The sequence below is a fragment of the Streptomyces sp. NPDC057877 genome, from assembly GCF_042796855.1.
In the GTDB taxonomy this organism is placed as follows: Bacteria; Actinomycetota; Actinomycetes; order Streptomycetales; family Streptomycetaceae; genus Streptomyces.
Window position 1 is genome coordinate 44254 of record NZ_JBHVMS010000005.1, and the last position, 26380, is coordinate 70633.

Here is a 26380-nt window from a genome sequence, read left to right on the forward strand (position 1 = left end):
GCGGGCCCGGTTTCAGCTGCCCCCGGTGTGCACCTGGAAGGCCGCGCGGCGCACCGCCTTGGCCAGCGCCGGGTCGGGGTGGGCGGCGGCGAGCGCGACCAGGACCTGCACGGTGCGCGGGTGGCCGACCGCGCGCACCTCGTCGAGCAGCGCGGGGACGGTCGCCTGCACCGCGGACTCCAGGTGCCGCACCAGCAGCGGGGCCTCGCCGTGGTCGGCGACGGCGGCGGCGGTGTCGACCCACAGCCAGGTGGCCTCTTCCCGGGTGAGCACCTCGTGGGCGTCCTCGGGGTCGGCGCCCTCGTGCTCGGCGAGCCACAGCAGGGCGTAGGGCCGCACCGTCGGCACATCCAGGACGCCGCGCACCTCGGGCTCGGCGGGGGCGCCGACGACCCGCAGCGCCTCGAAGGCGAGGCCGCGCAGCAGGGCGTCCTCGCCGCGGGCGGCGTCGAGGAGTTCGGTGACGGCGCCGCCGACGGGGCGGGCGGCGAGCCAGGCCCGGTACTCGGCGCGGGCGGCGTTGGGGCGGAGCTGTGCGCAGCCGCGCAGCATCTCCTCCGCGGAGGCCTCGATGTTGCCCGCGGGGCTCTGGGCGGCGACGCAGATCTGCTCCAGCTTGACCCAGACCGCCCAGCTGCCCAGCGGGGTGAGGGTGGCCTGTCCGTCGCCGTAGGTGAGGGCGCCGACGGCGGCGAGGGCGTGCAGGGCCCAGTCCAGGAGCGGGGCGAGCGGGGTGTCGTCGGTCTGCGGCGGCTGGGGCTGGGGTTCCGGCTGCGGGCCGTAGGGGATCTCGCAGCGTTCGGTGCGCAGTTCGTGGACGCGCTGTTCGAGGAGGTCGAGGAGCTGGGCGACGGGGACGGGCCCGGCGGACAGCTGGAGGAAGGAGAGCAGTTGGGGCATGGCCGAGACGACCTCGGCGACGGCGGCGGGCTGCTGCTCGGGCTCGGGGTGGGCGAGCGACCAGGCGTCGAAGAGGGCGACCCAGCCACGCAGTACGGCGCTGTCGTCGCGGTCCCAGGCGCGCAGCCGCCAGCCGGGGCGTGCGCTGTCGCCGTGCACCTCGACGAGCCCCGCGAGGCGGGCGGTGTCCCAGTCGGCGCGCACCTGGCCCGGGGTCAGCCCCAGCTCGCGGGCCGCCTGCTCGGCGGTCGCGTCGGAGAGGGTGGCCTTGCCGTCGGTGGTCGCGCCGGTCCTGCCGGGGCGCAGCGTGCCATCGGCCCAGCGGGCGACGCGGGCGGCACCGGCCAGCCCGGAGCGCGCCATTCTGGCCAGTTCCGCGGGGGGCGGGGTGCCCTCCGGCGGACGCGGGGCGGGGCGGCGCGGGCGCCGCTGTTCCATCGCTCGGGGGGCGGCGGCCAGGGGTCGCGGGCGGACGAGTCGAAGCCTGGAGTCGCGCGGGATACGGGACGTCACGGGTGCAGTCTTCCGGTTGACGGTCCGAAAACCCAAACGGAATGCCCGCGGGGGCGACGGGGCTGGCCAGGGCACGTGGTCCCGGATGGGGTCGGGAGGGGTGATCAAGCCATTGATCCGGCCTTGAGCGGATGCCAAACGGAATGGTTACGGGCGGGTGGACGGAGGGTGGGGTGCAGGGGGCGGGGAGGGGGCGGGGCGGGGGCGGGGGGCGGCCCCCGGCACGCGGCTCACATCAGCGGGGTGAGGAAGCGGCGCAGGGACTCCTCGTAGACGGAGGGGTCGGGGTTCCACATGGCGCCGTGGGGGGCGTGCCGGACCGTGCGCAGGGCGACTCGGTCGGGACGCAGGGACGCGAGGCGACGGGAGTGGGCCCAGGGGGCCACCACGTCGTCGGGGCCGTGGAAGATCAGGGTCGGCGTCCGGATCCGCTCGGCGGTGGTGGCGTCGTCGAGGGCGTCGCCGTGCAGTCCGGTGCGGCCCTGGGCGGCGCGGACGGCCAGCGGCAGCAGCACGCCCGGTGTCCCGTGGGCCGCGGCCAGGGCGCGCAGCGTCGACTCCCAGTCGAGGACCGGGGAGTCCAGTACGAGCCCGGAGACCCGGTCGCCGACCGGGGAGTGCGTGGCGGTGCGCAGCGCCATGGCGGCGCCGGTGGACCAGCCGTGCAGCACGACGCGCCGGGCGCCGTACCGCAGGGCGTAGCGGATGGCGGCGTCCACGTCGCGCCACTCGGTCTCGCCGAAGTGGTGCAGCCCGTCCGGCGAGCGGGGGGCGCCGAGGTCGCCGCGGTAGGCGAGGGAGAGCACCGGGAAGCGGAGGCGGTGCAGCAGGCCCATGACGTTCATGGGGTGCTCCCGGGTGGTGCCGAGGCCGTGCACCGCGATCACCCAGGTGTCCCGGGCGCCGGGCAGGAACCAGGCGGGCAGGGCGCCGAGTTCGCCGGGGACGTCGACGTCGGCGTGGTCCAGGCCGAGGGCGGTGCGGGGGTTGCCGATGTGCACGTTGGGGGTGAGCCACACCTTGTCGCCGGACGCCAGGGTGCCGTGGGTGACGCGTTCCAGGCGGCGTACGACGGTGTCGGCGGGCTGGGAGTCGGCGCGCAGGACGGGGCCGACGACCGCGTGGGAGCCGTTTCCGGCCAGTCCGTAGACGCCGGGGCGCAGGGAGGCGAGGTCCCGGGTGAGCGCGATCTGTCCGGCGGCCGTGCCGTGCACGGTGAGCCGGGGCTCGGTGGGCAGCGGTCGTCCCGGTGGCGTCCTGAGTGCCGCGGCACTGGCGAACCGGCCGACGGCGACCGTGGCGGCCCCGGCCCCTAGCACGGCGGTGACGGCAGCGGCCGTCGCGGTGACAGTGCGCACGGCTCCAGTGTCCTGGCGGACCTGGTGAGCGGCCAGTGGGAGGACGGTACGGGGTGACGCCGAGCGGGCTCAGGCCCGCTGCCCGTACCCCTTCAGCCGCTCCCCCGCCTCGTCCAGCTGCCGGGCCGACAGCAGGGACGGTGAGCGGCCGGGGACGGAGGACGCGGTGAGCCAGAGGCGGCACATCCACTCCAGCTGGGCGGTGCGGTCGTAGGCCTGGTCGAGGGTGTCGCCGTAGGTCAGGGTGCCGTGGTTCTGGAGGAGGCAGCCGGAGCGGCCGTCGAGGGCGCGCAGCATGTTCTCGGCCAGTTCCTCGGTGCCGTAGGTGGCGTACGGGGCGACCCGGACGGGGCCGCCGAGCGCTCCGGCCATGTAGTGGATCAGGGGCAGCTCGCGGACGAGGGTCGAGACGGCGGTGGCGTGCACGGCGTGGGTGTGCACGACGGCGCGGGCGTCGGTGGTGCGGTACACGGCGAGGTGCATCGGCAGTTCGCTGGTCGGCACCAGGGTGCCGCGCGCCCGCCGTCCGTCGAGGTCGACGGCGGTGAGGTCGTCCGGGGTGAGCCGGTCGTAGGGCACGCCCGACGGGGTGACCAGGACGAGGTCGCCGACCCGGACGGAGACGTTGCCGGAGGTGCCGACGACCAGTCCGTCCGCGACGGTGCGGCGGGCGGTCGTCACCAGGTCCGCCCAGGCGCGTGCCTCCGCGTCGTCGCCGTGTGTGTCCCGCTGGTCTCGTGCGTGTCCGGCCATGCCGCGATCCTGCCAGGCGGGGCGAGGGGTCGCGGACAGGGGTTGGGGGTGCGGGGCGCGGACAGGGGTTGGGGGTGCGGGGCGCGGACAGGGGCAGGCGTCGGGGGATCGCGGGCGGGGTTCGGGGGCTCATGGGCGGGGGTGACGAGAATCTCCCCCGCCGCTCGCTGAGCCACGCGCGCCAGCCCACACAAGCCCGCCCGCGTCTCCTGGACCCCACTCCCCGGATCCAGACACCCTCAAGCCCCTCTCAGTTCACCTTTCGTTCACCTGGGTTACCTACGTTCATCCAGCCAATGACCTCGAACGATTGCCTGGGTAAATGGAAGGCATCTCGCTGATCCTCGCGATTGTGGTGGTAACCGCACTCGCGTTCGATTTCACGAACGGTTTCCACGACACCGCGAACGCGATGGCCACCACCATCTCGACCGGTGCGCTCAAGCCCAAGGTCGCGGTGGCCATGTCCGCCGTCCTCAACCTTGTCGGCGCCTTTCTCTCGGTGGAGGTCGCCAACACGATCTCCAAGGGGCTGGTCGACGAAAGCGGCATCCGTCCCGAGGTCATCTTCGCCGCCCTGGTCGGCGCGATCCTCTGGAACCTGCTGACCTGGCTCGTCGGACTGCCGTCCTCGTCCTCGCACGCCCTGATGGGCGGTCTGATCGGCGCCACCATCGCCTCCGCGGGTGTCGGCGCCGTCCACGGCGACGTGCTCGTCACCAAGGTGCTGATCCCGGCCATCGCCGCCCCGCTGGTCGCGGGCATCGCCGCGCTGCTGGCCACCCGCCTCACCTACCGCCTCGGCCACAAGACCGCCGGTGGCAAGTCCGCCGAGAAGGGCTACCGCGCGGGCCAGATCGCCTCCGCGGGCCTGGTCTCCCTCGCGCACGGCACCAACGACGCCCAGAAGACGATGGGTGTCATCACCCTCGCCCTGGTCGCCGGTGGCGCCGTCGCCCCCGACTCCGACCCGCCCCTGTGGGTCATCCTCTCCGCGGGCCTCGCCATCGCCCTCGGCACCTACCTCGGCGGCTGGCGCATCATCCGCACCATGGGCAAGGGCCTGACCGACCTCCAGCCGCAGCAGGGCTTCGCCGCCCAGACCAGCGCCGCGACGGTCATCCTGGCCTCCTCGCACCTCGGCTTCTCGCTCTCCACCACGCACTCCGTCTCCGGTTCGGTGATGGGCGCGGGTCTCGGCCGCAAGGGTGGTGTGGTCCGCTGGTCCACCGCCACCCGGATGTTCGTCGCGTGGGGGCTGACGCTGCCCGCCGCCGCGCTGGTCGCCGCGGTCGCCGAGTACGTGACGGATCTCGGGGACTGGGGCACCGCGCTCGTCGCCGTGTTCCTGATCGCCTCCAGCGCCGCCATCTGGAAGCTGTCGCGGCGTGAGGTCGTCGACCACACCAACGTCAACGACACGGACGGCGAGACCGGATCGCAGGAGTCGGCGGAGGAGTCGGCCGGAGTGGTGACGGCCGCCATCGCCGCCGTCACCCCGCCGCCGACCGTCGCCGCGGCCGAGGAACTGACGGCCACCATCCCCGCGCAGGCGGCCCCCGCCAAGTCCGACACCACGGTCGTCTGAGCGCACCAGGTACGTAAGGAAGCATCAGCATGAAGATCGACTGGGCGGCCCTCGGCTCCGTCTTCGGCGTCAGCCTCGTGGCCACCGTGGCCCTCGTGGCCCTCTTCACCCTCGGCATCACCGGCCTCTCCCGCCACGAGCGCGCCACCGAGCGCGGCGGGTCCGACGCGGTCGCGGTGACCGGCGCGTACGCCTGCTTCGCGGCCTGCGCGGCGGCGGTGGCGTACGGGATCTATCTGATCGTGGCCTGACCACGACGCGCATCCGCCTCCGCCCCGCGGGACGCCTACGAGCGTCCCGCGGGGCGGAGCCATGTCGGCCTCCTCGGGGACGCGCGGGGCGGCGACCGCCGGGGCCGCGCGCACGCCGGGAGGGCGGGGCCCGAGCGGCGCACACAGCGGGGCGGCGCCTCCGTCGGTCAGGCGGCCGAGGTCGTAGGCGAGACGGCCACACGCGGTGGTTCCGTGCAGACGGTCACCGTCGAGGGCCCGGAGACGAGTGCCGCTCCTCGCACCCACCCGGACCCTCACCCACCGGACATTCCAGGCGCCCGCTTCCCCCCGTACCAGCCGGACCGGGCGGATCCGCCCGCTGAAGGCGATGCGACGGCAGGTCGGTCCGGCCGAACAGGGCGGCGTGGTAGCGGCGTAAACCCCGGTGTGGGCCTCCACACACTCCAGCCTCGCAGGTCAACGGCAAGTTGACGGCCGTTCCCGGGCATGGTGGACTGCCCGGGCCATGTACGGCGGCAGGAGAGGAAGCCCGGTGCGAATCCGGCGCGGTCCCGCCACTGTGACCGGGGAAGAACACCCCCGGGAGCCAGGAACTCTCACCGCCGGTCTCGTCGAACCAGGGCGTGGACACCCTGAGTGAGGACATATCGCGATGCTCGGCTGCCGATTGCGGTCCCGGACCGGAACTCCCCCCTTCCCTGACCCCACGACCGGCTGAGCCCGATGCGTGCCGATCGCGTCTTCGCGTACGGCGCCACCGTCGGCCTCCTGGGTGACCTCCTCCTCGGCGATCCTCGCCGCGGCCATCCGGTGGCCGCGTTCGGGCGCGCCGCGACCGCCGTGGAACGGGTGCTGTGGCGCGACCACCGCGGCTGGGGCGCCCTGCACACCGCGGTGTGCGCCGGTGGCGCCGTCACCCTGGGCGCCGTGGCGTCCCGCTCCGTACGGTCCTCCGCCGCCGCCTCCGTCGCGCTGACCGGCGTCGCCACCTGGGCGGTCGTCGGCGGCACTTCGCTCGGCCGGGAGGCCCGCGCCATCGGGCGCGCCCTGGAGGCCGGGGACGTCGAGGGCGCGCGGGCCCGGCTGCCGCACCTGTGCGGGCGGGACCCGCAGGCGCTGGACGCGGACGGGATCGCGCGGGCGGTCGTGGAGTCGGTGGCCGAGAACACCTCCGACGCGGTCGTGGGCGCCCTGGTGTGGGGTGCCGTCGCCGGGGTGCCGGGGCTGCTCGGCTTCCGGGCCGTGAACACCCTGGACGCGATGGTCGGCCACAAGTCCCCCGTCCACCGCCGCTACGGCTGGGCCTCCGCCCGCCTCGACGACCTCGCCGGATGGCCGGGCGCGCGCCTGACCGCCGTACTCGCCGCCGTGGCGGGACCGGACCGGCGGGGCGCCGTGCGGGCCTGGCGGGCCGATGCCGCCCAGCACCCGAGCCCCAACGCCGGGCCCGTGGAGGCGTCGTTCGCCGGTGCGCTGGGGGTGCGGCTGGGCGGGACGCTGTCGTACGGCGGACGGGTCGAGCACCGGCCGGTCCTCAACGACGGCGGCCGTTCCGTGGCCGTCGCCGACATCGAACGGGCGGTACGGCTGTCGCGGCGCGTGGGTGTGCTCGCGCTGGCCGTGTGCGCGGCGGGGCGGGTCCTCGTCGGGAGGAAGAGGGGGCGTACGACATGACCGGTGGGGGACTCCTCGTCGCGGGCACCACCTCCGACGCCGGGAAGAGCGTCGTCACGGCCGGGATCTGCCGGTGGCTGGTGCGGCAGGGCGTGAAGGTGGCGCCGTTCAAGGCGCAGAACATGTCGCTGAACTCGTTCGTGACCCGGGAGGGCGCCGAGATCGGGCGGGCGCAGGCCATGCAGGCGCAGGCGTGCCGCGTGGAGCCGACCGCGCTGATGAACCCCGTACTGCTCAAGCCGGGCGGCGAGCAGAGCAGTCAGGTGGTGCTGCTGGGCAAGCCCGTGGGCGAGTTGAGCGCGCGCGGCTATCACGGGGGGCGGCAACAGCGGCTCCTCGGCACGGTCCTGGACTGTCTGGCCGAGTTGCGGGGCACGTATGACGCGGTGATCTGTGAAGGGGCGGGCAGTCCCGCCGAGATCAACCTGCGCCGCACCGACATCGTGAACATGGGCATCGCCCGCAACGCCCGGCTGCCCGTGCTGGTGGTCGGGGACATCGACCGGGGCGGGGTCTTCGCCTCCTTCTTCGGGACCGTGGCGCTGCTGTCGCGGGAGGACCAGGAGTGGGTGGCCGGGTTCCTCGTCAACAAGTTCCGGGGCGATGTCTCCCTCCTTGAGCCCGGCCTCGACATGCTGCACCGCCTCACCGGGCGGCGGACGTACGGTGTGCTGCCGTACCGGCACGGGCTCGGCATCGACGAGGAGGACGGACTGCGGGTCTCCCTGCGCGGGACCGTGCGCGAGTCGAACGTCGCCCCGCCCGTCGGCGAGGACGTGCTGCGGGTCGCCGTCTGCGCGGTCCCGCTGATGTCCAACTTCACGGACGTCGACGCGCTGGCCGCCGAACCCGGCGTCGTGGTGCGGTTCGTGGACCGGCCGGAGGAGCTGGCCGACGCGGACCTGGTCGTCGTACCGGGGACGCGGGGCACGGTCCGCGCCCTGGAGTGGTTGCGGGAGCGGGGGCTGGCCGAGGCGCTCGTGCGCAGGGCGGCCGAGGGACGGCCCGTGCTGGGCATCTGCGGCGGCTTCCAGGTCCTCGGCGAGCACATCGACGACGAGGTGGAGAGCCGCAGGGGGCCCGTGACCGGGCTCGGAGTGCTGCCGGTGCGGGTGCGGTTCGCCCGCGAGAAGACCCTCACCCGGCCGGTCGGCGAGGCCCTCGGCGAACGGGTCGAGGGCTACGAGATCCACCACGGGGTCGCGTCCGTCGAGGGCGGGGAAGCGTTCATCTGCGATGACGAGGGACACCGCCTGGACGGCTGCCGGGTCGGCCACACCTGGGGCACCCACTGGCACGGCTCACTGGAGTCGGACGGCTTCCGGCGGGCCTTCCTGCGCGAGGTGGCCGCCGCCGCGGGCCGCCGCTTCGTACCGTCCCCCGACACCTCGTTCGCCGCGCTGCGCGAGGAGCAGCTCGACCGGCTCGGCGACCTGATCGAACAGCACGCGGACACGGACGCGCTGTGGCGGCTCATCGAGTCCGGCACACCGCAAGGACTGCCCTTCATTCCACCGGGAGCGCCCGCATGAGCACAGTGTTGTTGTTGTCGACCGCCGACACCGATCTGCTGGCGGCCCGGGCCGCCTCCGGCGCCTCGTACCGGATCGGCAACCCGTCCCGCGTCGACGTCGCCACCGAGCTGCCCGCGCTGCTCGACGGCGCGGACGTCGCCGTCGTACGGCTGCTGGGCGGCAAGCGGGCCTGGGAGGACGGGCTCGCCGCGCTGAAGGCGTCCGGGGTGCCGACCGTGCTGCTGGGCGGGGAGAGCGTGCCCGACGCCGAGCTGATGGCCGAGTCGTCGGTCCCGGCGGGGGTGGTCGCGGAGGCGCTGCGCTATCTGGTCGAGGGCGGGCCGGGGAACCTCACCGAGCTGGCGCGGTTCCTCTCGGACACCGTGCTGCTGACGGGTGAGGGGTTCGAGGAGCCGCGGCGGATGCCGGAGTACGGCGTCCACGGGGAGCGGGCGTTCCTGGACGGCCGTCCCACCGTCGGCGTGCTCTTCTACCGCGCCCATGAACTCAGCGGCAACACCGCCTTCGTGGACACCCTGTGCGACGCGATCGAGGCGCACGGTGCCAACGCCCTGCCGGTGTACTGCGGTTCGCTGCGCGGCGCGGACGCCGGGCTGTACGAGCTGCTGGGCCGGGCGGACGCCCTGGTCGCCACCGTCCTGGCCGCGGGCGGCACCCACGCCTCGCAGGCGTCGGCGGGCGGCGACGAGGAGGCGTGGGACATCGGGGCGCTGGCCGACCTCAACGTGCCGGTGCTGCAAGGGCTGTGCCTCACGTCGTCCAGGGCCGCCTGGGCCGGGTCCGACGCCGCGCTGTCCCCCATGGACGCGGCGATGCAGGTCGCGATCCCGGAGTTCGACGGACGGCTCGTCACGGTCCCGTTCTCCTTCAAGGAGCAGGGGCCGGACGACGTGCCGGTGTACGTGGCCGACCCGGAGCGGGCGGCGCGGGTGGCGGGCATCGCCGTACGCCACGCGCGGCTGCGCCACAAGCCGAACGCGGAGAAGAAGGTCGCGCTCGTCTTCACCGCCTACCCGACCAAGCACTCCCGCGTCGGCAACGCGGTGGGCCTGGACACCCCCGCCTCGGCGGTACGGGTACTGAACGCGCTGCGGGACGCCGGGTACGGCGTCGACGGTCACCCGGAGGGCGGCGACGAGCTGATCCACCGGCTGATCGAGGCCGGTGGCCACGACGTGGAGTGGCTGACGGAGGACCAGTTGGCGGCGGCTCCGGCACGGGTGCCGCTGGCGGACTACCAGGCGTGGTTCGCCCAGCTGGACCCCGAGCTGCGGGACGCGATGACCGAGGCGTGGGGCGAGCCACCGGGGTCGCTGTACGTCGACGGCGACGACATCGTGCTGGCGTCGCTGCGGTTCGGGAACGCCGTGGTGATGATCCAGCCGCCGCGCGGCTTCGGCGAGAACCCGATCGCGATCTACCACGACCCCGACATGCCGCCCTCCCACCACTACCTGGCGGCCTACCGCTGGCTGGAGAACAGCTTCGGCGCCGACGCGATCGTGCACATGGGCAAGCACGGCACGATGGAGTGGCTGCCGGGCAAGGGCCTGGGCCTCGGCGCCGGTTGCGCCCCGGACGCGGTGCTCGGGGACCTGCCCCTGATCTACCCGTTCATCGTCAACGACCCCGGCGAGGGCACCCAGGCCAAGCGGCGCGGGCACGCCACGGTGGTCGACCATCTGGTGCCGCCGATGGCCCGTGCGGACACGTACGGGGACCTGGCGAAGCTGGAGCAGCTGCTCGACGAGTACGCCCTCGTCTCCGACCTGGACCCGACGAAGGCACCGGCCGTGCGGGCGCAGATCTGGACGCTGGTGAAGGCGGCCGAGCTGCACCACGACCTGCATGTGGACGAGCAGCCGGACGACGCCGAGTTCGACGAGTTCGTCATGCACATCGACGGCTATCTGTGCGAGATCAAGGACGTGCAGATCAGGGACGGCCTGCATGTGCTGGGCGGCGGCCCGGTCGGTGAGCCGCGCGTCAACCTGGTCCTGGCGGTGTTGCGGGCCTCGCAGGTGTGGGGCGGTCAGGCGAACGCGCTGCCCGGGCTGCGGGCCGCGCTGGCCGCGCACTTCGGGCTGGTGGAGAAGGAGCTGCTGGCCGAGCCCGGGGCGCCGCTGAAGGTGCCGGTGGAGCTGACGGACCTGGTGGACGGCCCGGCGCGGTCCGCCGCCGACGCGATCGACCTGCTGGAGCAGTTGTGCAGGCGGGCCGCGGAGGGCATGGAGGCGCGGGACTGGGACGCCGCGGCGGTGCCCGCGCTGGTGCGTGAGGTCCTGGGTACCGGGCTGCCCGACGCGGTGGCGGTGCTGGAGTTCGCCTGCCGGGAGGTCGTGCCGCGGCTCGCCCGTACGACGGACGAGATCGGGCACATCCTGCGGGCGCTGGACGGCGGCTATGTCCCGGCGGGGCCGTCCGGGTCCCCGACGCGCGGTCTGGTCAACGTCCTGCCGACCGGCCGCAACTTCTACTCCGTCGACCCCAAGGCGATCCCGTCCCGGCTGAGCTGGGAGGTCGGGCAGTCGCTCGCGGACTCGCTGGTGCAGCGGTATCTGACCGACACCGGCGCGTATCCGCAGTCGGTCGGGCTGACGGTGTGGGGGACGTCCGCGATGCGCACGCAGGGGGACGACATCGCCGAGATCCTGGCGCTCCTCGGGTGCCGTCCGGTGTGGGACGACGCGTCGAGGCGGGTGACGGGCTTCGAGGTCGTGCCGCTGGCGGAGCTGGGGCGGCCTCGCATCGACGTCACGGTCCGCATCTCCGGCTTCTTCCGGGACGCGTTCCCGCACGTCGTCGGGCTGATCGACGACGCGGTACGGACGGTGGCGGAGCTGGACGAGCCCGCCGACGCCAACTTCGTACGGGCGCACGTGGACGAGGACGCCGCCGAGCACGGTGACCGGCGCCGGGCCACGGCCCGGATCTTCGGGTCCAAGCCGGGGGCCTACGGGGCCGGGCTGCTGCCGCTGATCGACGCGCGGAACTGGCGGTCGGACGCGGATCTCGCCGAGGTGTACGCCGTGTGGGGCGGTTACGCGTACGGGCGGGGGCTGGACGGGCGGGCGGCCCGGGGGGACATGGAGACGGCGTTCAAGCGGATCGCGGTGGCGGCGAAGAACGTCGACACGCGCGAACACGATCTCGTCGACGCCGACGACTACTTCCAGTACCACGGCGGCATGGTCGCCATGGTGCGGCACCTGACGGGCGCCAACCCCGAGGCGTACGTCGGTGATTCGGCCACTCCGGACCAGGTGAGGACAAGGACCCTGGGCGAGGAGACGCACCGGGTGTTCCGGGCCCGGGTGGTCAACCCGCGCTGGATGGCGGCGATGCGGCGGCACGGCTACAAGGGTGCCTTCGAGATGGCGGCGACCGTGGACTACCTCTTCGGCTACGACGCGACGGCGGGCGTGGTCGACGACTGGATGTACGAGAAGCTCTCGGCCGAGTACGTCTTCGACCCGGAGAACCGGGACTTCATGAAGCAGTCGAACCCGTGGGCGCTGCGCGGCATCACCGAGCGCCTGTTGGAGGCGGCGGAGCGGGGGCTGTGGGCCGAGCCGGACGCGGACACGCTGGAGCGGCTGCGGGCCACCTATCTGGAGCTGGAAGGCGACTTGGAGGGCGACGACAAGTGAGCACCCCCTTTCCGTTCTCGGCCGTCGTCGGTCAGGACGACCTACGGCTGGCCCTCCTGCTGAACGCCGTGTCCCCGCAGGTCGGTGGCGTACTGGTGCGCGGCGAGAAGGGCACCGCGAAGTCGACCGCCGTTCGGGCGCTGTCGGCGCTGCTGCCCGAGGTGTCCGTCGTGCCGGGGTGCCGGTTCTCGTGCGATCCGTCGGCGCCCGATCCCTCGTGCCCGGACGGACCGCACGACACGAAGCCGGGTGCCTCGCGCCCGGCCCGCATGGTCGAACTGCCCGTCGGGGCGTCCGAGGACCGGCTCGTGGGCGCGCTGGACATCGAGCGGGCGCTCGCGGAGGGCGTGAAGGCCTTCGAGCCGGGGCTGCTCGCCGACGCCCACCGAGGGATTCTGTACGTCGACGAGGTCAACCTGCTCCACGACCACCTCGTGGACCTGCTGCTGGACGCCGCCGCGATGGGTGCCTCGTACGTCGAGCGCGAAGGTGTCTCCGTCCGGCACGCCGCGCGGTTCCTGCTCGTCGGGACCATGAACCCGGAGGAGGGCGAGCTGCGACCGCAGCTCCTCGACCGGTTCGGGCTGACCGTCGAGGTCGCGGCCTCGCGGGAGCCCGAGCAGCGGGTGGAGGTCGTGCGGCGGAGGCTCGCCTACGACGATGATCCGGCGGGGTTCGCGGTGCGGTGGGCGGACGAGGAGACCGCCGTACGGCGGCGGATCGTGGCGGCGCGGGAGTTGGTGCCGTCGGTGCGGCTGGGCGACGGGGCGCTGCGGCAGATCTCGGCGACCTGCGCGGCCTTCGAGGTGGACGGGATGCGGGCCGACATCGTGATGGCGCGGACCGCTACCGCGTTGGCGGCGTGGGCCGGGCGGACGGAGGTGCTCGCGGAGGACGTGCGGCAGGCCGCGCTGCTGGCCCTGCCTCACCGGCGGCGGCGGAACCCCTTCGACGCCCCGGGGCTCGACGAGGACAAGCTCGACCAGACGCTGGAGGAGTTCTCCGGCGAGTCGCCCGACGACGATCCCGACCCCGACGGGCCGGGGGGCGGGGGCGGCGGGCAGCCCTCCCCCGACTCCGGGCCGCAGCAGGACGGGGACACCGCCGCGCGGCCCGAGGCCGGGGAGGGCGGGCAGCCCGCCGGGGGTGCCGAGCAGTCCCCCGTACGGGCCTCCGAACCGTTCCGGACCAAGGTGCTGAGCGTGCCCGGGATCGGCGAGGGGGCCGCCGGGCGGCGTTCGCGGGCGCGGACCGAGCAGGGGCGGACGACCGGGGCTCGGCGTCCCCAGGGCGCGTTGACCAAGCTGCATCTGGCGGCGACCGTGCGGGCGGCGGCCCCGCACCAGCGGGCGCGGGGGCGGTCCGGGACGGGGCTCGTCGTGCGGCGGGACGATCTGCGGCAGGCGGTCAGGGAGGGGCGCGAGGGGAACCTCGTGCTGTTCGTGGTCGACGCGTCGGGGTCCATGGCCGCCCGGCAGCGGATGGGTGCCGTGAAGGGTGCCGTGCTGTCGCTGCTGCTCGACGCCTATCAGCGGCGGGACAAGGTGGGGCTGGTGACCTTCCGGGGGTCGGCCGCCGATGTCGCGCTGCCGCCCACGTCGTCCGTGGACGCCGCCGCCGTACGCCTGGAGTCGTTGCCGACCGGTGGGCGGACGCCGCTCGCGGCCGGGCTGCTCAAGGCGCGTGACGTGCTGCGGGTGGAGCGGCTGCGGGATCCCGCGCGGCGGGCGCTGGTCGTCGTGGTGACCGACGGGCGGGCGACCGGTGGGCCCGAGCCCGTCGCGCTGGCGTCCAGGGCGGCCCGGCTGTTCGCGGCCGACGGGGTCGCCTCCGTGGTCGTCGACTGTGAGTCGGGGCCCGTGCGGCTGGGGCTGGCCGGGCAGCTCGCGGGTGAGCTGGGCGGGACCGCCGTGACGCTGGACGAGTTGCGGGCGGACGCGATCGCCGGGTTGGTGAAGGACGTGACGTCGAGGAGGGCCGCGTAGTGCCGCAGGGACAGCCGAGTGTCGTACCGGACGATGGACTGACGACTCGTCAGCGGCGCAACCGGCCGCTGGTCGTCGTGCACACGGGAGTGGGGAAGGGCAAGTCCACGGCCGCCTTCGGGCTGGCGCTGCGGGCCTGGAACCAGGGGTGGCCGATCGGGGTGTTCCAGTTCGTGAAGTCGGCCAAGTGGAAGGTCGGCGAGGAGAACGCGCTGCGGGTGCTGGGGGCGTCCGGGGAGGGCGGGTCCGTCGACTGGCACAAGATGGGCGAGGGGTGGTCCTGGGTGCAGCGGGACTCCCAGATGGACAACGAGGAGAAGGCCCGGGAGGGCTGGGAGCAGGTCAAGCGGGACCTCGCGAGCGAGACGTACAAGCTGTACGTGCTGGATGAGTTCGCCTATCCGATGCACTGGGGGTGGGTCGACACCGATGAGGTGATCTCCGTGCTGCGGGAGCGGCCCGGGACCCAGCATGTCGTCATCACCGGGCGGAACGCGCCCGAGAAGCTCGTCGGGTTCGCGGATCTCGTGACCGACATGTCCAAGGTCAAGCACCCCATGGACGTCGGGCAGAAGGGGCAGAGGGGCATCGAGTGGTGACCTGTGCCGTCCCTCGGCTGGTCGTCGCCGCGCCGTCGTCGGGCAGTGGCAAGACCACCGTCGCCACCGGGTTGATGGCCGCGCTCGCCGCGCGGGGACTCGCCGTGTCGCCGCACAAGGTCGGGCCGGACTACATCGACCCCGGGTACCACGCGCTCGCCAGTGGGCGGGTGGGGCGGAACCTCGACGCGTACCTGTGTGGGCCACAGCTGGTGGCTCCGCTGTTCGCGCACGGGGCGCGGGGGTGTGACATCGCCGTGGTCGAGGGAGTGATGGGGCTGTACGACGGGGCCTCAGGGGAGGGCGAACTGGCGTCCACCGCGCAGGTCGCGAAGTTGCTTCGGGCGCCGGTGGTGCTGGTGGTGGACGCGTCGGCGCAGGCGCGGTCGGTGGCGGCGCTGGTGCACGGGTTCGTGTCGTGGGATCCGGGGGTCCGGGTCGGGGGCGTGATCCTCAACAAGGTCGGGTCCGATCGGCACGAGGGGGTGTTGCGGGAGGCGTTGGAGTCGGTGGGGGTGCCGGTGCTGGGGGTGTTGCGGCGGGTGGCGCAGGTGGATACGCCGTCGCGGCATCTGGGGTTGGTGCCGGTGGCCGAGCGGCGGGGGGCCGCGGTGGCGGCGGTGGCGGCGATGGGGGCGCAGGTTGCCGCGGGGTGTGATCTTGAGGGGTTGGTCCGGCTGGCGCGGAGTGCGGGGGATCTGCCGGGTGCGGCCTGGGGTCCTGCTGATGCCCTGGCTTCTTCGCCCCCGCCGCCCCTTCCCGTCCCGACCCCGGGGGCGGTGCCCCCGGCCTCCCCCTTCGACCCCGGAAGGGCCTCGTCCTCGAACGCCGGACGGGCGGACAGCGGCGACCCGCGTCAGCCGGTCGTCGCCATCGCCGGTGGGCCCGCCTTCACCTTCTCCTACGCCGAGCACGCCGAACTGCTCGCCGCGGCCGGGGCCGAGGTCGTCGTCTTCGATCCGCTGCGGGATGAGGAACTGCCGGAGGGGACGAGGGGGGTGGTCATCGGGGGCGGGTTCCCGGAGGTGTACGCCGCCGAGCTGTCCGCCAACGAGAAGCTGCGCAAGGCCGTGCGGGAACTCGCGCTGGCCGGGGCGCCCGTCGCCGCCGAGTGTGCCGGGCTGCTGTACCTCTGCCGGGAGCTGGACGGACAGCCGATGTGCGGGGTGCTGGACGCCGACGCGCGGATGTCGGAGCGGCTCAGTCTCGGGTACCGGGACGCCGTCGCCGTGAGTGACAGCGTGCTGGTCGGGGCGGGGGCGCGGATGCGGGGGCACGAGTTCCACCGGACCGTCGTCGAGCCGGGAGCGGGGGACGCGCCCGCGTGGGGCGTGCGCGGGGCGCGGCCTCGTGTCGAGGGGTTCGTACAGCGCGGGGTGCACGCGAGTTATCTGCACACGCACTGGGCGTCGGCGCCCGGTGTGGCCCGTAGGTTCGTGGAGAGGTGCCGGACGTCATGAGCAGCAGCACGTTGGTCGGTGTCGGGGTGGGGCCCGGTGACCCGGAGTTGGTGACCGTCAAGGGCGTCAACGCGTTGCGCGCCGCGGACGTCGTCGTCGTACCCGTGATGGACACGGGCGAGCGCGGGCGGGCCGAGGCGACCGTGGTGCACTACGTGCCGCAGGAGAAGGTCGTCCGGGTGGTGTTCGCGCTGAACGAGCGGACCGACCGGGCGCGGCGCGAGGCCGCCTGGGACGCGGCCGGGGAGCGGGTGACGGGGCTGCTGCGCGAGCACGCCCGCGTCGCCTTCGCGACCATCGGTGATCCGAACGTGTACTCCACCTTCACCTATCTCGCGCAGACCGTCGCGGGCGCCGTGCCGGGTCTGGTCGTCGAGACCGTGCCCGGGATCACCGCCATGCAGGATCTCGCCGCCCGGTCCGGGGCCGTGCTCACCGAGGGGACCGAGCCGTTGACGCTCGTGCCCGTGACCGCGGGGTCCGCCGTGCTGAAGGACGCACTCAACGGGCCCGGGACCGTCGTCGCCTACAAGTTCGGGCGGCAGGCAGCCGAGGTGGCGGAGGCGTTGCGGGACAGCGGACGGCTCGACGGTGCCGTGTGGGGGTCCGCGCTCGGGCTGCCGGAGGAGTCGATCCGGCCCGCCGCCGAGTTGGACGGGGCCGCGCTGCCGTATCTGTCGACGCTCATCGCGCCCGCGCGGCGTGCGGGCGGGCGGGGCGGGAAGCTGTGAGTTCCCGTGCCCCCTCACTCCGCGACGCCCACCACCAGCCAGATGAACAGCACCCCGGCCACCGTGCACAGCAGTGTGGGGCGGGCCGGGTGTTCGTGGTGGGCCTCCGGGAGGATCTCCGCCGCCGCCAGGTAGAGCAGTGCGCCGCCGAACAGGCCCAGGTAGCAGCCGAGCAGGGGTTCGGGAATCGTGACGAGCGTCGTGGACGCCGCGCCCAGCACGGGGGCCACCGCGTCCGCGAACAGCATGGCCAGCGCCCTGCGGCGGGCGTTCCCGTACAGGCTGGTGATCGTGTACGTGTTGAAGCCGTCGGCGAAGTCGTGCGCGATGACCGCGAGGGCGACCGCCGTTCCCATGCCGCCGCCGATCTGGAAGGCGGCGCCGATCGCCACGCCGTCCATCGCGCTGTGACCGACCATCGCCGCCGCGGCCGTCAGGCCCACCTCGGGGGTGCGGACGTCGTTCTCCTCGGCGCCGTGCGCTGCCTGTCGGGCGGCGAGCAGGCGTTCCACCAGGTGGGCGAGGAGGAATCCGGCGACGAAGAACAGCAGGGCCGCGGGGACGCCGTGCACCTCGTCGCCCGCCGCCTCCAGGGCCTCCGGCAGCAGGTCCAGGCCGACCACGCCCAGCATCAGGCCACCGGCCAGGCCCAGCACCAGGTGGCGGCGGTCCGTCACGCGTTGTGCCGTCCAGCCGCCCGCCAGCGTCATCAGGAACGCGCCGAGCGCGACGAAGACCGCCATCCGCCCTTGCTATCCGATGAGCGGGGGCGCCCGCGCCTTCGACATCACCCGCCGCGGTTCTCGTAGCACTTACATCACCAACCGCAGTACTCGTAGCACTTATAGAAGACCTGCAGGAGAGGACCCGAATCCCATGGCCGATGCCCCCACCGGCAAGGTGACCTTCGTCGGTGCCGGTCCCGGCGCCGCCGATCTGCTGACGTTCCGGGCCGCGCGTGCGATCGCCGAGGCCGATGTCGTGATCTGGGCGGCGAGCCTGGTGCAGGCGGAGGTCCTGGAGCACGCCCGTGCGGGGGCCGAGATCCTGGACTCGGCGGCCATGTCGCTGGAGGACGTGGTCGCGGTGTACGAGCGGGCGCACGTGGCGGGGCTGCGGGTGGCGCGTATCCACTCCGGTGACCCGGCGCTGTGGGGCGGTACGCAGGAGCAGCTCGACCGGTGTGCGGCGATCGGGATCGCGACCGAGGTGGTGCCGGGTGTCTCGGCGTTCTCCGCGGTCGCGGCGCTGGCGCGGCGGGAGCTGACGATTCCCGAGGTGGCGCAGTCGGTCGTACTGACCCGGCTGGGCGGCGGCAAGACGCCGATGCCGCCCGGTGAGGAGGTGCGGGAGTTCGCCCGGCACGGCACCACCATGGCCGTCTTCCTGTCGGCGGCGCGCAGTGGGCAGTTGGTGCGGGAGCTGCTGGAGGGCGGTTACCCGACCTCGACGCCGGTCGTGGTCGCGTATCAGGCGACCTGGCCGGAGGAGCTGCTGGTGCGGTGCACCATCGGCACGCTGGAGGAGACGGTCAAGGAGCACAAGCTCTGGAAGCACACGCTGTTCCTGGTCGGCCCGGCGCTCGACGCGCACGGCACCCGCTCGCACCTGTACCACCCCGGCCACTTCCACGGGTACCGCAAGGCCGACCCGGAGGCCCGCAGGGCGCTGCGCTCGGCGCGGGGGACGCAGACGTGATCACGGTCGTCGGTACGGGGACGGGGGCGCCTGCCCCCGACGCGCTGGTGGCTGACCTCGTCGTCGGCGGGCGGCGGCACCTGGACGCCGTACGGCTGCCGGAGGGCGCCGAGCGGATCGTGCTCGGGCCGCTGGCGCCCGCGTTGGACGCCATCGGGGAGTACGTCGCCAAGAAGCGGCCGGTGGTGGTGCTGGCGTCCGGGGACCCGGGGTTCTTCGGGATCGTGCGGGCGCTGGCCGAGCGGTTCGGGCCGGAGCGGCTGGACGTGCGGGCCGGAGTGTCGTCCGTGGCCGCCGCGTTCGCGCGGGTCGGGCTGCCGTGGGACGACGCCGTCGTGGTCAGCGCGCACGGGCGGGAGCTGCGGACGGCGGTGCACGTGTGCCGGGCGCGGCCGAAGGTGGCGGTGCTGACCGGCCCCGGCAGCGGTCCGGCGGAGTTGGGGGCGGCGCTGCTGCACCACGACCGGGTGCTGGTCGTCGCGACCGCGCTGGGGGATCCGGCGCGGGAGCGGGTGGAGCGGGTGACGCCCGCCGAGGCCGCCGCGCGGGACTGGGGTACGGCGGTGAGTGTCGTCCTCTGTCTGGACGAGGCGCGGGCGCTCGGGCCGGTGCGCACGCTCGCGGGGCCGGAGCGGGCGCCCGGCGGGTGGGCCCTGGCCGAGGAGGCGTTCGCGCACCGGGACTCGATGATCACCAAGTTCGAGGTGCGGGCGCTGGCCCTGGCCCGGCTCGGGCCGCGCCTCGGTGACCACGTCTGGGACGTCGGCGCGGGTTCCGGTTCGGTGGCCGTGGAGTGCGCGCGGCTGGGCGCCGCCGTGACCGCCGTGGAGAAGACCGCGGACGGGGCCGGGCGGGTCCGCGCCAACGCCGCCGCGCACGGTGTCGACGTACGGGTGGTGCACGGGGCGGCGCCGACGGTGCTGTCCGATCTCGACGACCCGGACGCCGTGTTCATCGGCGGTGGGGGGCGTGAGCTGCCCGCGATCGTCACGGCGTGCGCGCGGCGCGCCCGGCGCACGGTGGTGGTCGCGATGGCGGCGCTCGACCGGGTGCCCGCTGCGCGGGCGGCCCTGACGAACGCCGGGTTCGGCTGTGACGGGGTGCTGTTGCAGTCGTCACGGCTGGCGCCGCTGCCGGGGGACGTGACCCGGCTCGCGGCGGCCAATCCCGTTTTCCTGCTGTGGGGCGAGCGGCCCCACGCCTGTGCTGAAGGAGTTGACCAGTGATCGGCCTCATTTCCGCCACCGCGGCGGGGGCGGCGGCGCGGGACCGGCTGGCCGCGGCCTGGCCGGACCGGACGCGTGTGTACGACGGTCCCGTGCCGGGTGCCCTGCGGGCCGCGTTCGCGGAGTGCGAGCAGCTGGTGTGCTTCCTGGCGACGGGGGCGGTGGTACGGCTGCTCGCCCCGCTGCTCGACGACAAGCGGACCGACCCCGGGGTGGTGTGTGTCGACGAGGCCGGGCGGTTCGCCGTGTCGCTGGTCGGCGGGCACGGCGGCGGCGCCAATGAACTCGCCCGCGAGGTGGGCGCGTTGCTGGGCGCGGAGCCGGTGGTGACGACCGCGACGGACGCGGTGGGGCTGCCGGGTCTGGACACGCTCGGGTTCCCGGTGGAGGGCGATGTCGCCGGGGTGACGCGGGCGCTGCTGGACGGTGAGCCGGTCGCGCTGGACGCCGAGGTGGCGTGGCCGCTGCCCGCGCTGCCGTTCACCGCGCCGGAGCAGGGGGCGTACACCGTGCGGGTCACCGACCGTGCCGTGGCGCCCGGTGAGCGTGAGGTGCTGCTGCGCCCGCCGTCCCTGGTGGTCGGGGTGGGTGCCTCCAAGGGCGCCCCGGTCGCGGAGGTCCTCGAGCTGGTCGAGGAGGCGCTGTGGGACGCGGGGCTGTCCCCGCGCAGCGTCGCCGAGCTGGCCACCGTGCACGCGAAGGCGAAGGAGCCCGGCATCGTCGGGGCGGCCGAGCGGCTGGGGGTGCCGGTGGTCACCTACTCCGCCGAGGAGCTGTCCCAGGTGGACGTGCCCAACCCGTCGGACGCGCCGCTCGCCGCGGTCGGCACCCCGTCGGTCGCGGAGGCCGCGGCGCTGGTGCGCGGCGGTGAACTCCTGGTGCCGAAGCGGAAGTCGGGCGCGCGGCCCGCGATGGCGACCTGCGCGGTGGTACGGCGGCCGGGGCGCGGGCGGCTCGCGGTGGTCGGGCTGGGACCGGGGGCGCGGGACCTGCTGACCCCGCGTGCGCGGGCGGAACTGCGGCGGGCGTCGGTGCTGGTGGGGCTGGACCAGTACGTGGACCAGATCCGTGATCTGCTGCGGCCGGGCACCCGGGTCATCGAGTCGGGCCTCGGCGCCGAGGAGGAGCGGGCCCGCACGGCCGTGGCCGAGGCGCGGCGCGGGCACGCCGTGGCGCTGATCGGCAGCGGCGACGCGGGCGTGTACGCGATGGCGTCACCGGCGCTCGCGGAGGCCTCCGACGACATCGACGTGGTGGGGGTGCCGGGGGTGACGGCGGCGCTGGCGGCGTCGGCGGTCCTGGGCGCTCCGCTGGGCCACGACCACGTCTCCATCAGCCTCTCCGACCTGCACACGCCCTGGGAGGTCATCGAGCGCCGGGTGCGGGCGGCGGCGGAGGCGGACATCGTGGTGACCTTCTACAACCCGCGCTCCCGGGGCCGTGACTGGCAGCTGCCGACGGCCCTGCGGATCCTCGCCGAGCACCGGGAGCCGACGACCCCGGTCGGCGTCGTCCGCAACGCGTCGCGGCCGGACGAGTCCAGCCGGGTGACGGTGCTGGCGGAACTCGACCCGGCGACCGTCGACATGATGACGGTCGTGACGGTGGGCAACACGGCCACCCGGCGGATAGCGGGCCGCATGGTGACCCCGCGCGGCTACCGCTGGCAGGAGGCGTCGAAGTGAACCGCGTCGTCCACCCCATCGAGCGGGAGTCCTTCCGGCGGCTGCGCGCCCGCCTGGACACCTCGCACTTCCCGCCGCTGACCCGGGCGGTGGTGGAGCGGGTCATCCACTCCGCCGCCGACCTGGAGTACGCGAGCGACCTGGTCATGGCCGAGGAGGAGCTCGCGGGCGCCCATGCCGCGCTGCACGCCGGGGCGCCCGTCGTCGTGGACGTGGAGATGGTGGCCGCCGGGATCACCCGGCGCGAGACCGTCTGCCGGTTGAAGGACGCCGTGGCCGGGCCGGGACTGACCCGTTCCGCGCACGCCGTCCGGCTGGCCTACGAGCAGGTCGGCCCCGGCGCGCTGTGGGTGATCGGCTGTGCGCCGACCGCCCTGGAGGAGCTGCTCACCCTGGACGCCTCCCCCGCGCTCGTCATCGGTCTGCCCGTCGGTTTCGTCGGCGCGGCCGAGTCCAAGGCCGCGTTGCGCGACAGCGGGCTGCCCGCCGTCAGCAACGTGTCCGAGAAGGGCGGTTCGGCGGTCGCCGCCGCCGCGCTCAACGCCCTGCTGTACCACCCGATCCACGCCGAGGAGAACCAGTGACCACCCCGCCGCCGCCCGCCCTGCTCATCGCCGGTCACGGCACCCGGGACGACGCCGGAGCCGAGGCGTTCCGCGACTTCGTGCGCGAACTGGGGCGCCGCCACCCCGAACTGCCCGTCGCGGGCGGCTTCATCGAGCTGTCCCCGCCACCGCTGGGCGAGGCGGTGACCGAGCTGGTGGAGCGCGGTGTACGGCGCTTCGCCGCCGTTCCGCTGATGCTGGTGTCCGCCGGGCACGCCAAGGGCGACATCCCGGCGGCGCTGGCCCGCGAGAAGGAACGCCACCCGGGGATCTCGTACTCCTACGGCCGTCCGCTGGGCCCGCACCCGGCGCTGCTGTCGGTGCTGGAGCGGCGCCTGGACGAGGCCCTCGGCGGGAGCGGGCGCGCCCCCGGTGACCGGGCCGACGTGACCGTGCTGCTGGTGGGGCGCGGGTCGACGGACCCCGACGCCAACGCCGAGGTGCACAAGGCGGCGCGGCTGCTGTGGGAGGGGCGCGGATACGCCGGTGTGGAGACGGCGTTCGTGTCGCTGGCGGCGCCGGACGTGCCGAGCGGCCTCGACCGGTGCGCGAGACTGGGCGCGCGGCGGATCGTCGTCCTGCCGTACTTCCTGTTCACCGGCATCCTGCCGGACCGGGTGCGGCGGCAGACCGAGGGCTGGGCGGCGGCGCACCCGGAGGTGGAGGTACGGTCGGCGGACGTCATCGGGCCGGAGCCGGAGCTGCTGGACCTGGTCATGGAGCGGTACCGGGAGGCCGTCCGCGGCGACCTGCGGATGAACTGCGACTCGTGCGTGTACCGGATCGCACTGCCGGGCTTCGAGGACAGGGTGGGCCTGCCGCAGCAGCCGCACTTCCACCCCGACGACGACGGACACCACGGTCACGGTCACCACCACGGAGGGCACACGCACTCCCATGCGCACTGACGACGGGCACGATCTGCGCCACCACGGGGACGCGGAGGTACGCGACGACGGCTCGGCCCTCGTCGACCTGGCGGTGAACGTCCGCGCGGACACGCCCCCGCAGTGGCTGCGCACGCACATCGCGGCATCACTGTCGTCCCTCGCCGCCTACCCGGACGGGCGGGCGGCGCGGGCGGCGGTGGCCGCGCGGCACGGGCTGCGGGCGGAGCGGGTGCTGCTGACGGCGGGCGCGGCGGAGGCGTTCGTGCTGCTGGCGCGGGGGCTGAAGGTACGGCGGCCCGTGGTGGTCCATCCCCAGTTCACCGAGCCGGAGGCGGCGCTGCGGGACGCCGGGCACAGCGTGGACCGGGTGCTGCTGCGGGAGGCGGACGGCTTCCGTCTCGACCCGGCGGCCGTGCCGGAGGACGCGGACCTGGTGATCGTCGGCAATCCGACGAACCCGACGTCGGTGCTGCACCCGGCCGCCACGATCGCCGAGCTGGCCCGGCCGGGCCGGTTCCTGGTGGTCGACGAGGCCTTCATGGACGCCGTGCCCGGTGAGCGGGAGGCCCTGGCCGGGCACACCGACGTGCCCGGCCTGGTCGTGCTGCGCAGCCTGACCAAGACCTGGGGCCTGGCCGGGCTGCGCATCGGCTACGTCCTCGCCGCCCCGGACACCATCGCCGACCTGGAACGCGCCCAGCCCCTGTGGCCGGTGTCCACCCCGGCCCTGGCCGCCGCGGAGGCCTGCGTGAGCCCGCGCGCGTTGGCGGAGGCGGCCCACGCGGCCCACCGCATCGCCGCCGACCGGGCCCATCTCGTCGCCGCGCTCGCGGAGTTCGCCCCGGTGGGACTGCGGGTGGTGGACCCGGCCGAGGGCCCCTTCGTCCTCGTCCGGCTCCCCCACGCCACCGCCGTACGGCACCGTCTGCGGGACCTGGGGTGGGCGGTTCGCCGTGGGGACACCTTCCCCGGTCTGGGCGGGGAGTGGCTGCGCCTGGCGGTACGGGACCGGGAGACGACGGCGGGGTTCATCGGCGCCCTGCGGCGGGCGGTGGCTCAGGCGTAGTCGCTCCGACCGCCACGACGCCGCCGCGCCAGCGCCACCGCTCCCCCGCCCACGGCCAGCAACGCCACCGCGCCGCCCGCGACGTACGGCGTCGCCGAACTGCCCCCGGTCTCGGCGAGGCCCGCCTCGGCCGGAGCGCCCTGGGGTGTGACGTCGGCGGGTGCCGCCGGTGGGACCACCGAGGAAGCGACCGGCGGCGCCTCGCACGTCGCCTCGGCCAGCGTCAACGAGCCCGTCACCTCCGCCACGTTCAGCTCCAGCGGATTCACCTCCACCGCCAGCTCCAGCGCCGTCGCGCTCGCCGTACGCGTCGTCGTCTCGCGCTGGGACAGGTCGAGACGGACCTCGCCGACCCCCGGCACGGTCACGTTCGTGGGACCGCCCGCGGTGAGGCTCACCCGCTTGCCGAGCACCGTCACCGCGCCCAGCACCTGGGACTCGGCGACCGGCGCCTTTCCGGCCTCGCAGGTCGCCGTGGAGGTGACGCCCTCGATCTCGATGACGGAGAGCAGGGGAAGGCCGGGGACGTGGACCTTGGCGTGGGCCAGGTGGGTCGAGGCCTCGGCCCTGGTGTCGGTGACCGTCGCCTTGGCCTGGGCCACGTCCGCGCCCAGGACGGTGAACGGCTTCCCGCCGTCGACGCCGTCCAGTCGTGCGGTCAGGGCGGTCTTCTCGGCGCTGGCCGGGGCCTCGACCTCGTTCAGGGCGACCGTGAGCGGGACCCGCACGGTCTTGTTGAGCAGGGCCACGTCGAGGCCGGTGCGCAGGACGACGGCGCTGGCGTGGCCCTCGTCGGTGGCGTGTGCGGTGCCCGCGCCGGTCAGCGCGGCCAGGACGGTCGCCGTGGCGACGGCGGTGAGGCGGCGTGCGGGCAGGCGGGAGTTGTTGCCGTTCACGATGGTGGGACCCCTCAGGAGACATGCTTGGGACCCGGCAAGAATTACGCACTGAGAGTGAACGGGCGGCGATCCTGCGTGACTTCACCCCATCGTGGGGATTTCGCGCGCGTCTTCGAATCCGTCGGCACGGTTGTTCCCCGCCGTCACCCGAATCCCCCCACCACCACGCTCCCACCCGGCGCGCGAGTCGGATCCAACGACCGGCCACCGCCCACCGTCACGCCCCGTCAACCACCCGCCCGTTCAGCACCACCCGCCGCGGCGCCGCCAGCACCCGTACGTCGGCCCGCGGATCCTCGTCGTACACCACGAGGTCGGCCGGAGCCCCCTCGTCCAGGCCGGGGCGGCCCAGCCAGCGCCGGGCGCCCCAGGACGCCGCCGACAGGGCCTCGACGGGCGGGATGCCCGCGGTGACCAGTTCGGCCACCTCGCCCGCCACCAGGCCGTGCGCCAGCGCGCCCCCGGCGTCCGTGCCGACGTACACCGGGATCCCGGCGTCGTAGGCGGCGCGGACGGTGTCGTAGCGGGCGTCGTAGAGCCGTCGCATATGGGCCGACCAGCGCGGGAACCGGGACTCGCCGCCGTCGGCGAGGCCGGGGAAGGTGGCGATGTTGACGAGGGTCGGGACGATCGCGACGCCGCGTGCGGCGAACAGCGGGATCAGGTCCTCGGTGAGGCCGGTGGCGTGTTCGACGCAGTCGATGCCCGCCTCGACCAGGTCCGGCAGGGAATCCCGGGCGAAGCAGTGCGCGGTGACGCGGGCGCCCAGCCGGTGCGCCTCGGCGATCGCCGCCTCGACCGCCTCGCGCGGCCAGCAGGCCGACAGGTCGCCGAGGTCGCGGTCGATCCAGTCGCCGACCAGCTTGACCCAGCCGTCACCGCGCCGGGCCTCCCGGGCGACGTACGCCACCAGGTCCTCGGGCTCGATCTCGTGGGCGTAGTTGCGGATGTAGCGGCGGGTGCGGGCGATGTGCCGCCCGGCACGGATGATCTTCGGCAGGTCGTCGCGGTCGTCGATCCAGCGGGTGTCGGAGGGCGAGCCCGCGTCCCGGATGAGCAGGGTCCCGGCCGCCCGGTCGGTCAGCGCCTGCTTCTCGGCCACGTCCCGGGGCACCGCCCCGTGCGCGTCCAGGCCCACGTGGCAGTGGGCGTCGACGAGGCCGGGCAGCGCCCAGCCGGACACCGTGCGGAGGTCGTGGGCGCCCACGGGGCGGTCGTAGGAGACCCGGCCGTCGATCACCCACAGTTCGTCGCGGATGTCGTCCGGACCGACCAGCACCCGCCCCGTGACGTGCAGCACTTCACCACTCATGCACCGCACGATAGTCAGCC

General features: G+C 74.4%; 21 protein-coding genes and 1 riboswitch. Of the genes, 15 read left to right on the forward strand and 6 right to left on the reverse strand.

Features of this window, described 5'->3' with window-relative positions; translation table 11 throughout:
- Positions 1-12: 12 nt before the first annotated feature.
- From ACFVQG_RS15225 to ACFVQG_RS15235, 3 genes are all read right to left on the reverse strand, one after another.
- Positions 13-1413, reverse strand: a complete 1401-nt coding sequence (locus tag ACFVQG_RS15225; RefSeq protein ID WP_383381895.1) for a hypothetical protein — start codon at positions 1411-1413, stop codon at positions 13-15.
- Positions 1414-1643: 230 nt separating this feature from the next.
- Positions 1644-2771 (reverse strand): alpha/beta hydrolase family protein, encoded by a 1128-nt coding sequence (locus ACFVQG_RS15230; protein WP_383381898.1) that lies wholly within the window; start codon positions 2769-2771, stop codon positions 1644-1646.
- A 69-nt stretch (positions 2772-2840) separates the two neighbouring features.
- A complete protein-coding gene (locus tag ACFVQG_RS15235) occupies positions 2841-3524 on the reverse strand; it encodes a class II aldolase/adducin family protein (protein ID WP_383381901.1) in 684 nt (227 codons plus the stop codon).
- 322 nt (positions 3525-3846) lie between these two features.
- On the opposite strand from ACFVQG_RS15235, the gene ACFVQG_RS15240 reads away from it, so the two are divergent.
- The 9 genes from ACFVQG_RS15240 to cobI all read left to right on the forward strand — a co-directional run bounded on the left by ACFVQG_RS15240 (position 3847) and on the right by cobI (position 16979).
- Positions 3847-5112: an anion permease gene (locus tag ACFVQG_RS15240; protein WP_383381904.1), complete on the forward strand. Its 1266-nt coding sequence runs from the start codon at positions 3847-3849 to the stop codon at positions 5110-5112.
- Between the two features lie 29 nt (positions 5113-5141).
- A complete protein-coding gene (locus ACFVQG_RS15245; protein WP_383381907.1) occupies positions 5142-5363 on the forward strand; it encodes a hypothetical protein in 222 nt (73 codons plus the stop codon).
- Positions 5364-5865: 502 nt separating this feature from the next.
- A riboswitch (cobalamin riboswitch) is annotated at positions 5866-5941 on the forward strand.
- A 127-nt stretch (positions 5942-6068) separates the two neighbouring features.
- Positions 6069-7019 carry a cobalamin biosynthesis protein gene (locus ACFVQG_RS15250; RefSeq protein ID WP_383381910.1) on the forward strand — a complete coding sequence of 317 codons (951 nt, stop codon included), beginning with the start codon at positions 6069-6071 and terminating at the stop codon, positions 7017-7019.
- Complete coding sequence (locus ACFVQG_RS15255) at positions 7016-8551, forward strand: cobyric acid synthase (protein WP_383381913.1); 1536 nt, start codon at positions 7016-7018, stop codon at positions 8549-8551. The genes ACFVQG_RS15250 and ACFVQG_RS15255 overlap by 4 nt, the downstream gene beginning before the upstream one ends.
- Positions 8548-12204 carry a cobaltochelatase subunit CobN gene (cobN, locus tag ACFVQG_RS15260; protein WP_383381916.1) on the forward strand — a complete coding sequence of 1219 codons (3657 nt, stop codon included), beginning with the start codon at positions 8548-8550 and terminating at the stop codon, positions 12202-12204. Before ACFVQG_RS15255 ends, cobN begins: the two co-directional genes overlap by 4 nt.
- Complete coding sequence (locus ACFVQG_RS15265) at positions 12201-14189, forward strand: putative cobaltochelatase (protein ID WP_383381919.1); 1989 nt, start codon at positions 12201-12203, stop codon at positions 14187-14189. Before cobN ends, ACFVQG_RS15265 begins: the two co-directional genes overlap by 4 nt.
- On the forward strand, positions 14189-14788 hold the full coding sequence (gene cobO / locus ACFVQG_RS15270; RefSeq protein ID WP_383381922.1) for a cob(I)yrinic acid a,c-diamide adenosyltransferase: 600 nt from the start codon (positions 14189-14191) through the stop codon (positions 14786-14788). Before ACFVQG_RS15265 ends, cobO begins: the two co-directional genes overlap by 1 nt.
- Positions 14785-16248, forward strand: a complete 1464-nt coding sequence (locus ACFVQG_RS15275; RefSeq protein WP_383381925.1) for a cobyrinate a,c-diamide synthase — start codon at positions 14785-14787, stop codon at positions 16246-16248. Before cobO ends, ACFVQG_RS15275 begins: the two co-directional genes overlap by 4 nt.
- The gene (gene cobI, locus ACFVQG_RS15280; protein ID WP_383381928.1) at positions 16233-16979 is read left to right on the forward strand and encodes a precorrin-2 C(20)-methyltransferase; all 747 of its coding nucleotides are present in this window, start codon (positions 16233-16235) and stop codon (positions 16977-16979) included. Before ACFVQG_RS15275 ends, cobI begins: the two co-directional genes overlap by 16 nt.
- A gap of 14 nt (positions 16980-16993) precedes the next feature.
- Here the strand turns inward: cobI and ACFVQG_RS15285 are convergent, their stop codons facing one another.
- Positions 16994-17722: a ZIP family metal transporter gene (locus ACFVQG_RS15285; RefSeq protein ID WP_383381931.1), complete on the reverse strand. Its 729-nt coding sequence runs from the start codon at positions 17720-17722 to the stop codon at positions 16994-16996.
- A gap of 133 nt (positions 17723-17855) precedes the next feature.
- Between ACFVQG_RS15285 and cobM the strand changes: the two genes are divergently transcribed.
- Genes cobM through cobC form a run of 6 tightly spaced genes read left to right on the forward strand, consistent with a single transcriptional unit; the run spans position 17856 to position 24149 of the window.
- A complete protein-coding gene (gene cobM / locus ACFVQG_RS15290) occupies positions 17856-18677 on the forward strand; it encodes a precorrin-4 C(11)-methyltransferase (protein WP_383381934.1) in 822 nt (273 codons plus the stop codon).
- Entirely contained in the window at positions 18674-19903 is a 1230-nt protein-coding gene (gene cbiE / locus ACFVQG_RS15295) for a precorrin-6y C5,15-methyltransferase (decarboxylating) subunit CbiE (protein ID WP_383381937.1), read from the forward strand. The genes cobM and cbiE overlap by 4 nt, the downstream gene beginning before the upstream one ends.
- Positions 19900-21588 (forward strand): precorrin-3B C(17)-methyltransferase, encoded by a 1689-nt coding sequence (gene cobJ, locus ACFVQG_RS15300; protein ID WP_383381940.1) that lies wholly within the window; start codon positions 19900-19902, stop codon positions 21586-21588. Before cbiE ends, cobJ begins: the two co-directional genes overlap by 4 nt.
- Complete coding sequence (locus tag ACFVQG_RS15305) at positions 21585-22172, forward strand: precorrin-8X methylmutase (RefSeq protein ID WP_383381943.1); 588 nt, start codon at positions 21585-21587, stop codon at positions 22170-22172. Before cobJ ends, ACFVQG_RS15305 begins: the two co-directional genes overlap by 4 nt.
- On the forward strand, positions 22169-23101 hold the full coding sequence (locus tag ACFVQG_RS15310) for a sirohydrochlorin chelatase (protein WP_383381946.1): 933 nt from the start codon (positions 22169-22171) through the stop codon (positions 23099-23101). Before ACFVQG_RS15305 ends, ACFVQG_RS15310 begins: the two co-directional genes overlap by 4 nt.
- Positions 23091-24149 (forward strand): Rv2231c family pyridoxal phosphate-dependent protein CobC, encoded by a 1059-nt coding sequence (gene cobC / locus ACFVQG_RS15315; protein WP_383381949.1) that lies wholly within the window; start codon positions 23091-23093, stop codon positions 24147-24149. The genes ACFVQG_RS15310 and cobC overlap by 11 nt, the downstream gene beginning before the upstream one ends.
- Here the strand turns inward: cobC and ACFVQG_RS15320 are convergent.
- Positions 24140-25045 (reverse strand): SCO1860 family LAETG-anchored protein, encoded by a 906-nt coding sequence (locus tag ACFVQG_RS15320; protein ID WP_383381952.1) that lies wholly within the window; start codon positions 25043-25045, stop codon positions 24140-24142. The two genes, cobC and ACFVQG_RS15320, sit on opposite strands and share 10 nt — an antisense overlap.
- Before the next feature lie 220 nt (positions 25046-25265).
- Entirely contained in the window at positions 25266-26360 is a 1095-nt protein-coding gene (locus tag ACFVQG_RS15325) for an amidohydrolase family protein (RefSeq protein WP_383381955.1), read from the reverse strand.
- Positions 26361-26380: the final 20 nt, after the last annotated feature.

Bases quoted from the DNA above. Each gene is read 5' to 3' on its own strand.
- ACFVQG_RS15235 (WP_383381901.1), bottom strand. From the start codon at position 3,524: ATGGCCGGACACGCACGAGACCAGCGGGACACACACGGCGACGACGCG.
- ACFVQG_RS15240 (WP_383381904.1), top strand. From the start codon at position 3,847: ATGGAAGGCATCTCGCTGATCCTCGCGATTGTGGTGGTAACCGCACTC.
- ACFVQG_RS15245 (WP_383381907.1), top strand. From the start codon at position 5,142: ATGAAGATCGACTGGGCGGCCCTCGGCTCCGTCTTCGGCGTCAGCCTC.
- ACFVQG_RS15250 (WP_383381910.1), top strand. From the start codon at position 6,069: ATGCGTGCCGATCGCGTCTTCGCGTACGGCGCCACCGTCGGCCTCCTG.
- ACFVQG_RS15255 (WP_383381913.1), top strand. From the start codon at position 7,016: ATGACCGGTGGGGGACTCCTCGTCGCGGGCACCACCTCCGACGCCGGG.
- cobN (WP_383381916.1), top strand. From the start codon at position 8,548: ATGAGCACAGTGTTGTTGTTGTCGACCGCCGACACCGATCTGCTGGCG.
- ACFVQG_RS15285 (WP_383381931.1), bottom strand. From the start codon at position 17,722: ATGGCGGTCTTCGTCGCGCTCGGCGCGTTCCTGATGACGCTGGCGGGC.
- cobM (WP_383381934.1), top strand. From the start codon at position 17,856: ATGGCCGATGCCCCCACCGGCAAGGTGACCTTCGTCGGTGCCGGTCCC.
- cobC (WP_383381949.1), top strand. From the start codon at position 23,091: ATGCGCACTGACGACGGGCACGATCTGCGCCACCACGGGGACGCGGAG.
- ACFVQG_RS15325 (WP_383381955.1), bottom strand. From the start codon at position 26,360: ATGAGTGGTGAAGTGCTGCACGTCACGGGGCGGGTGCTGGTCGGTCCG.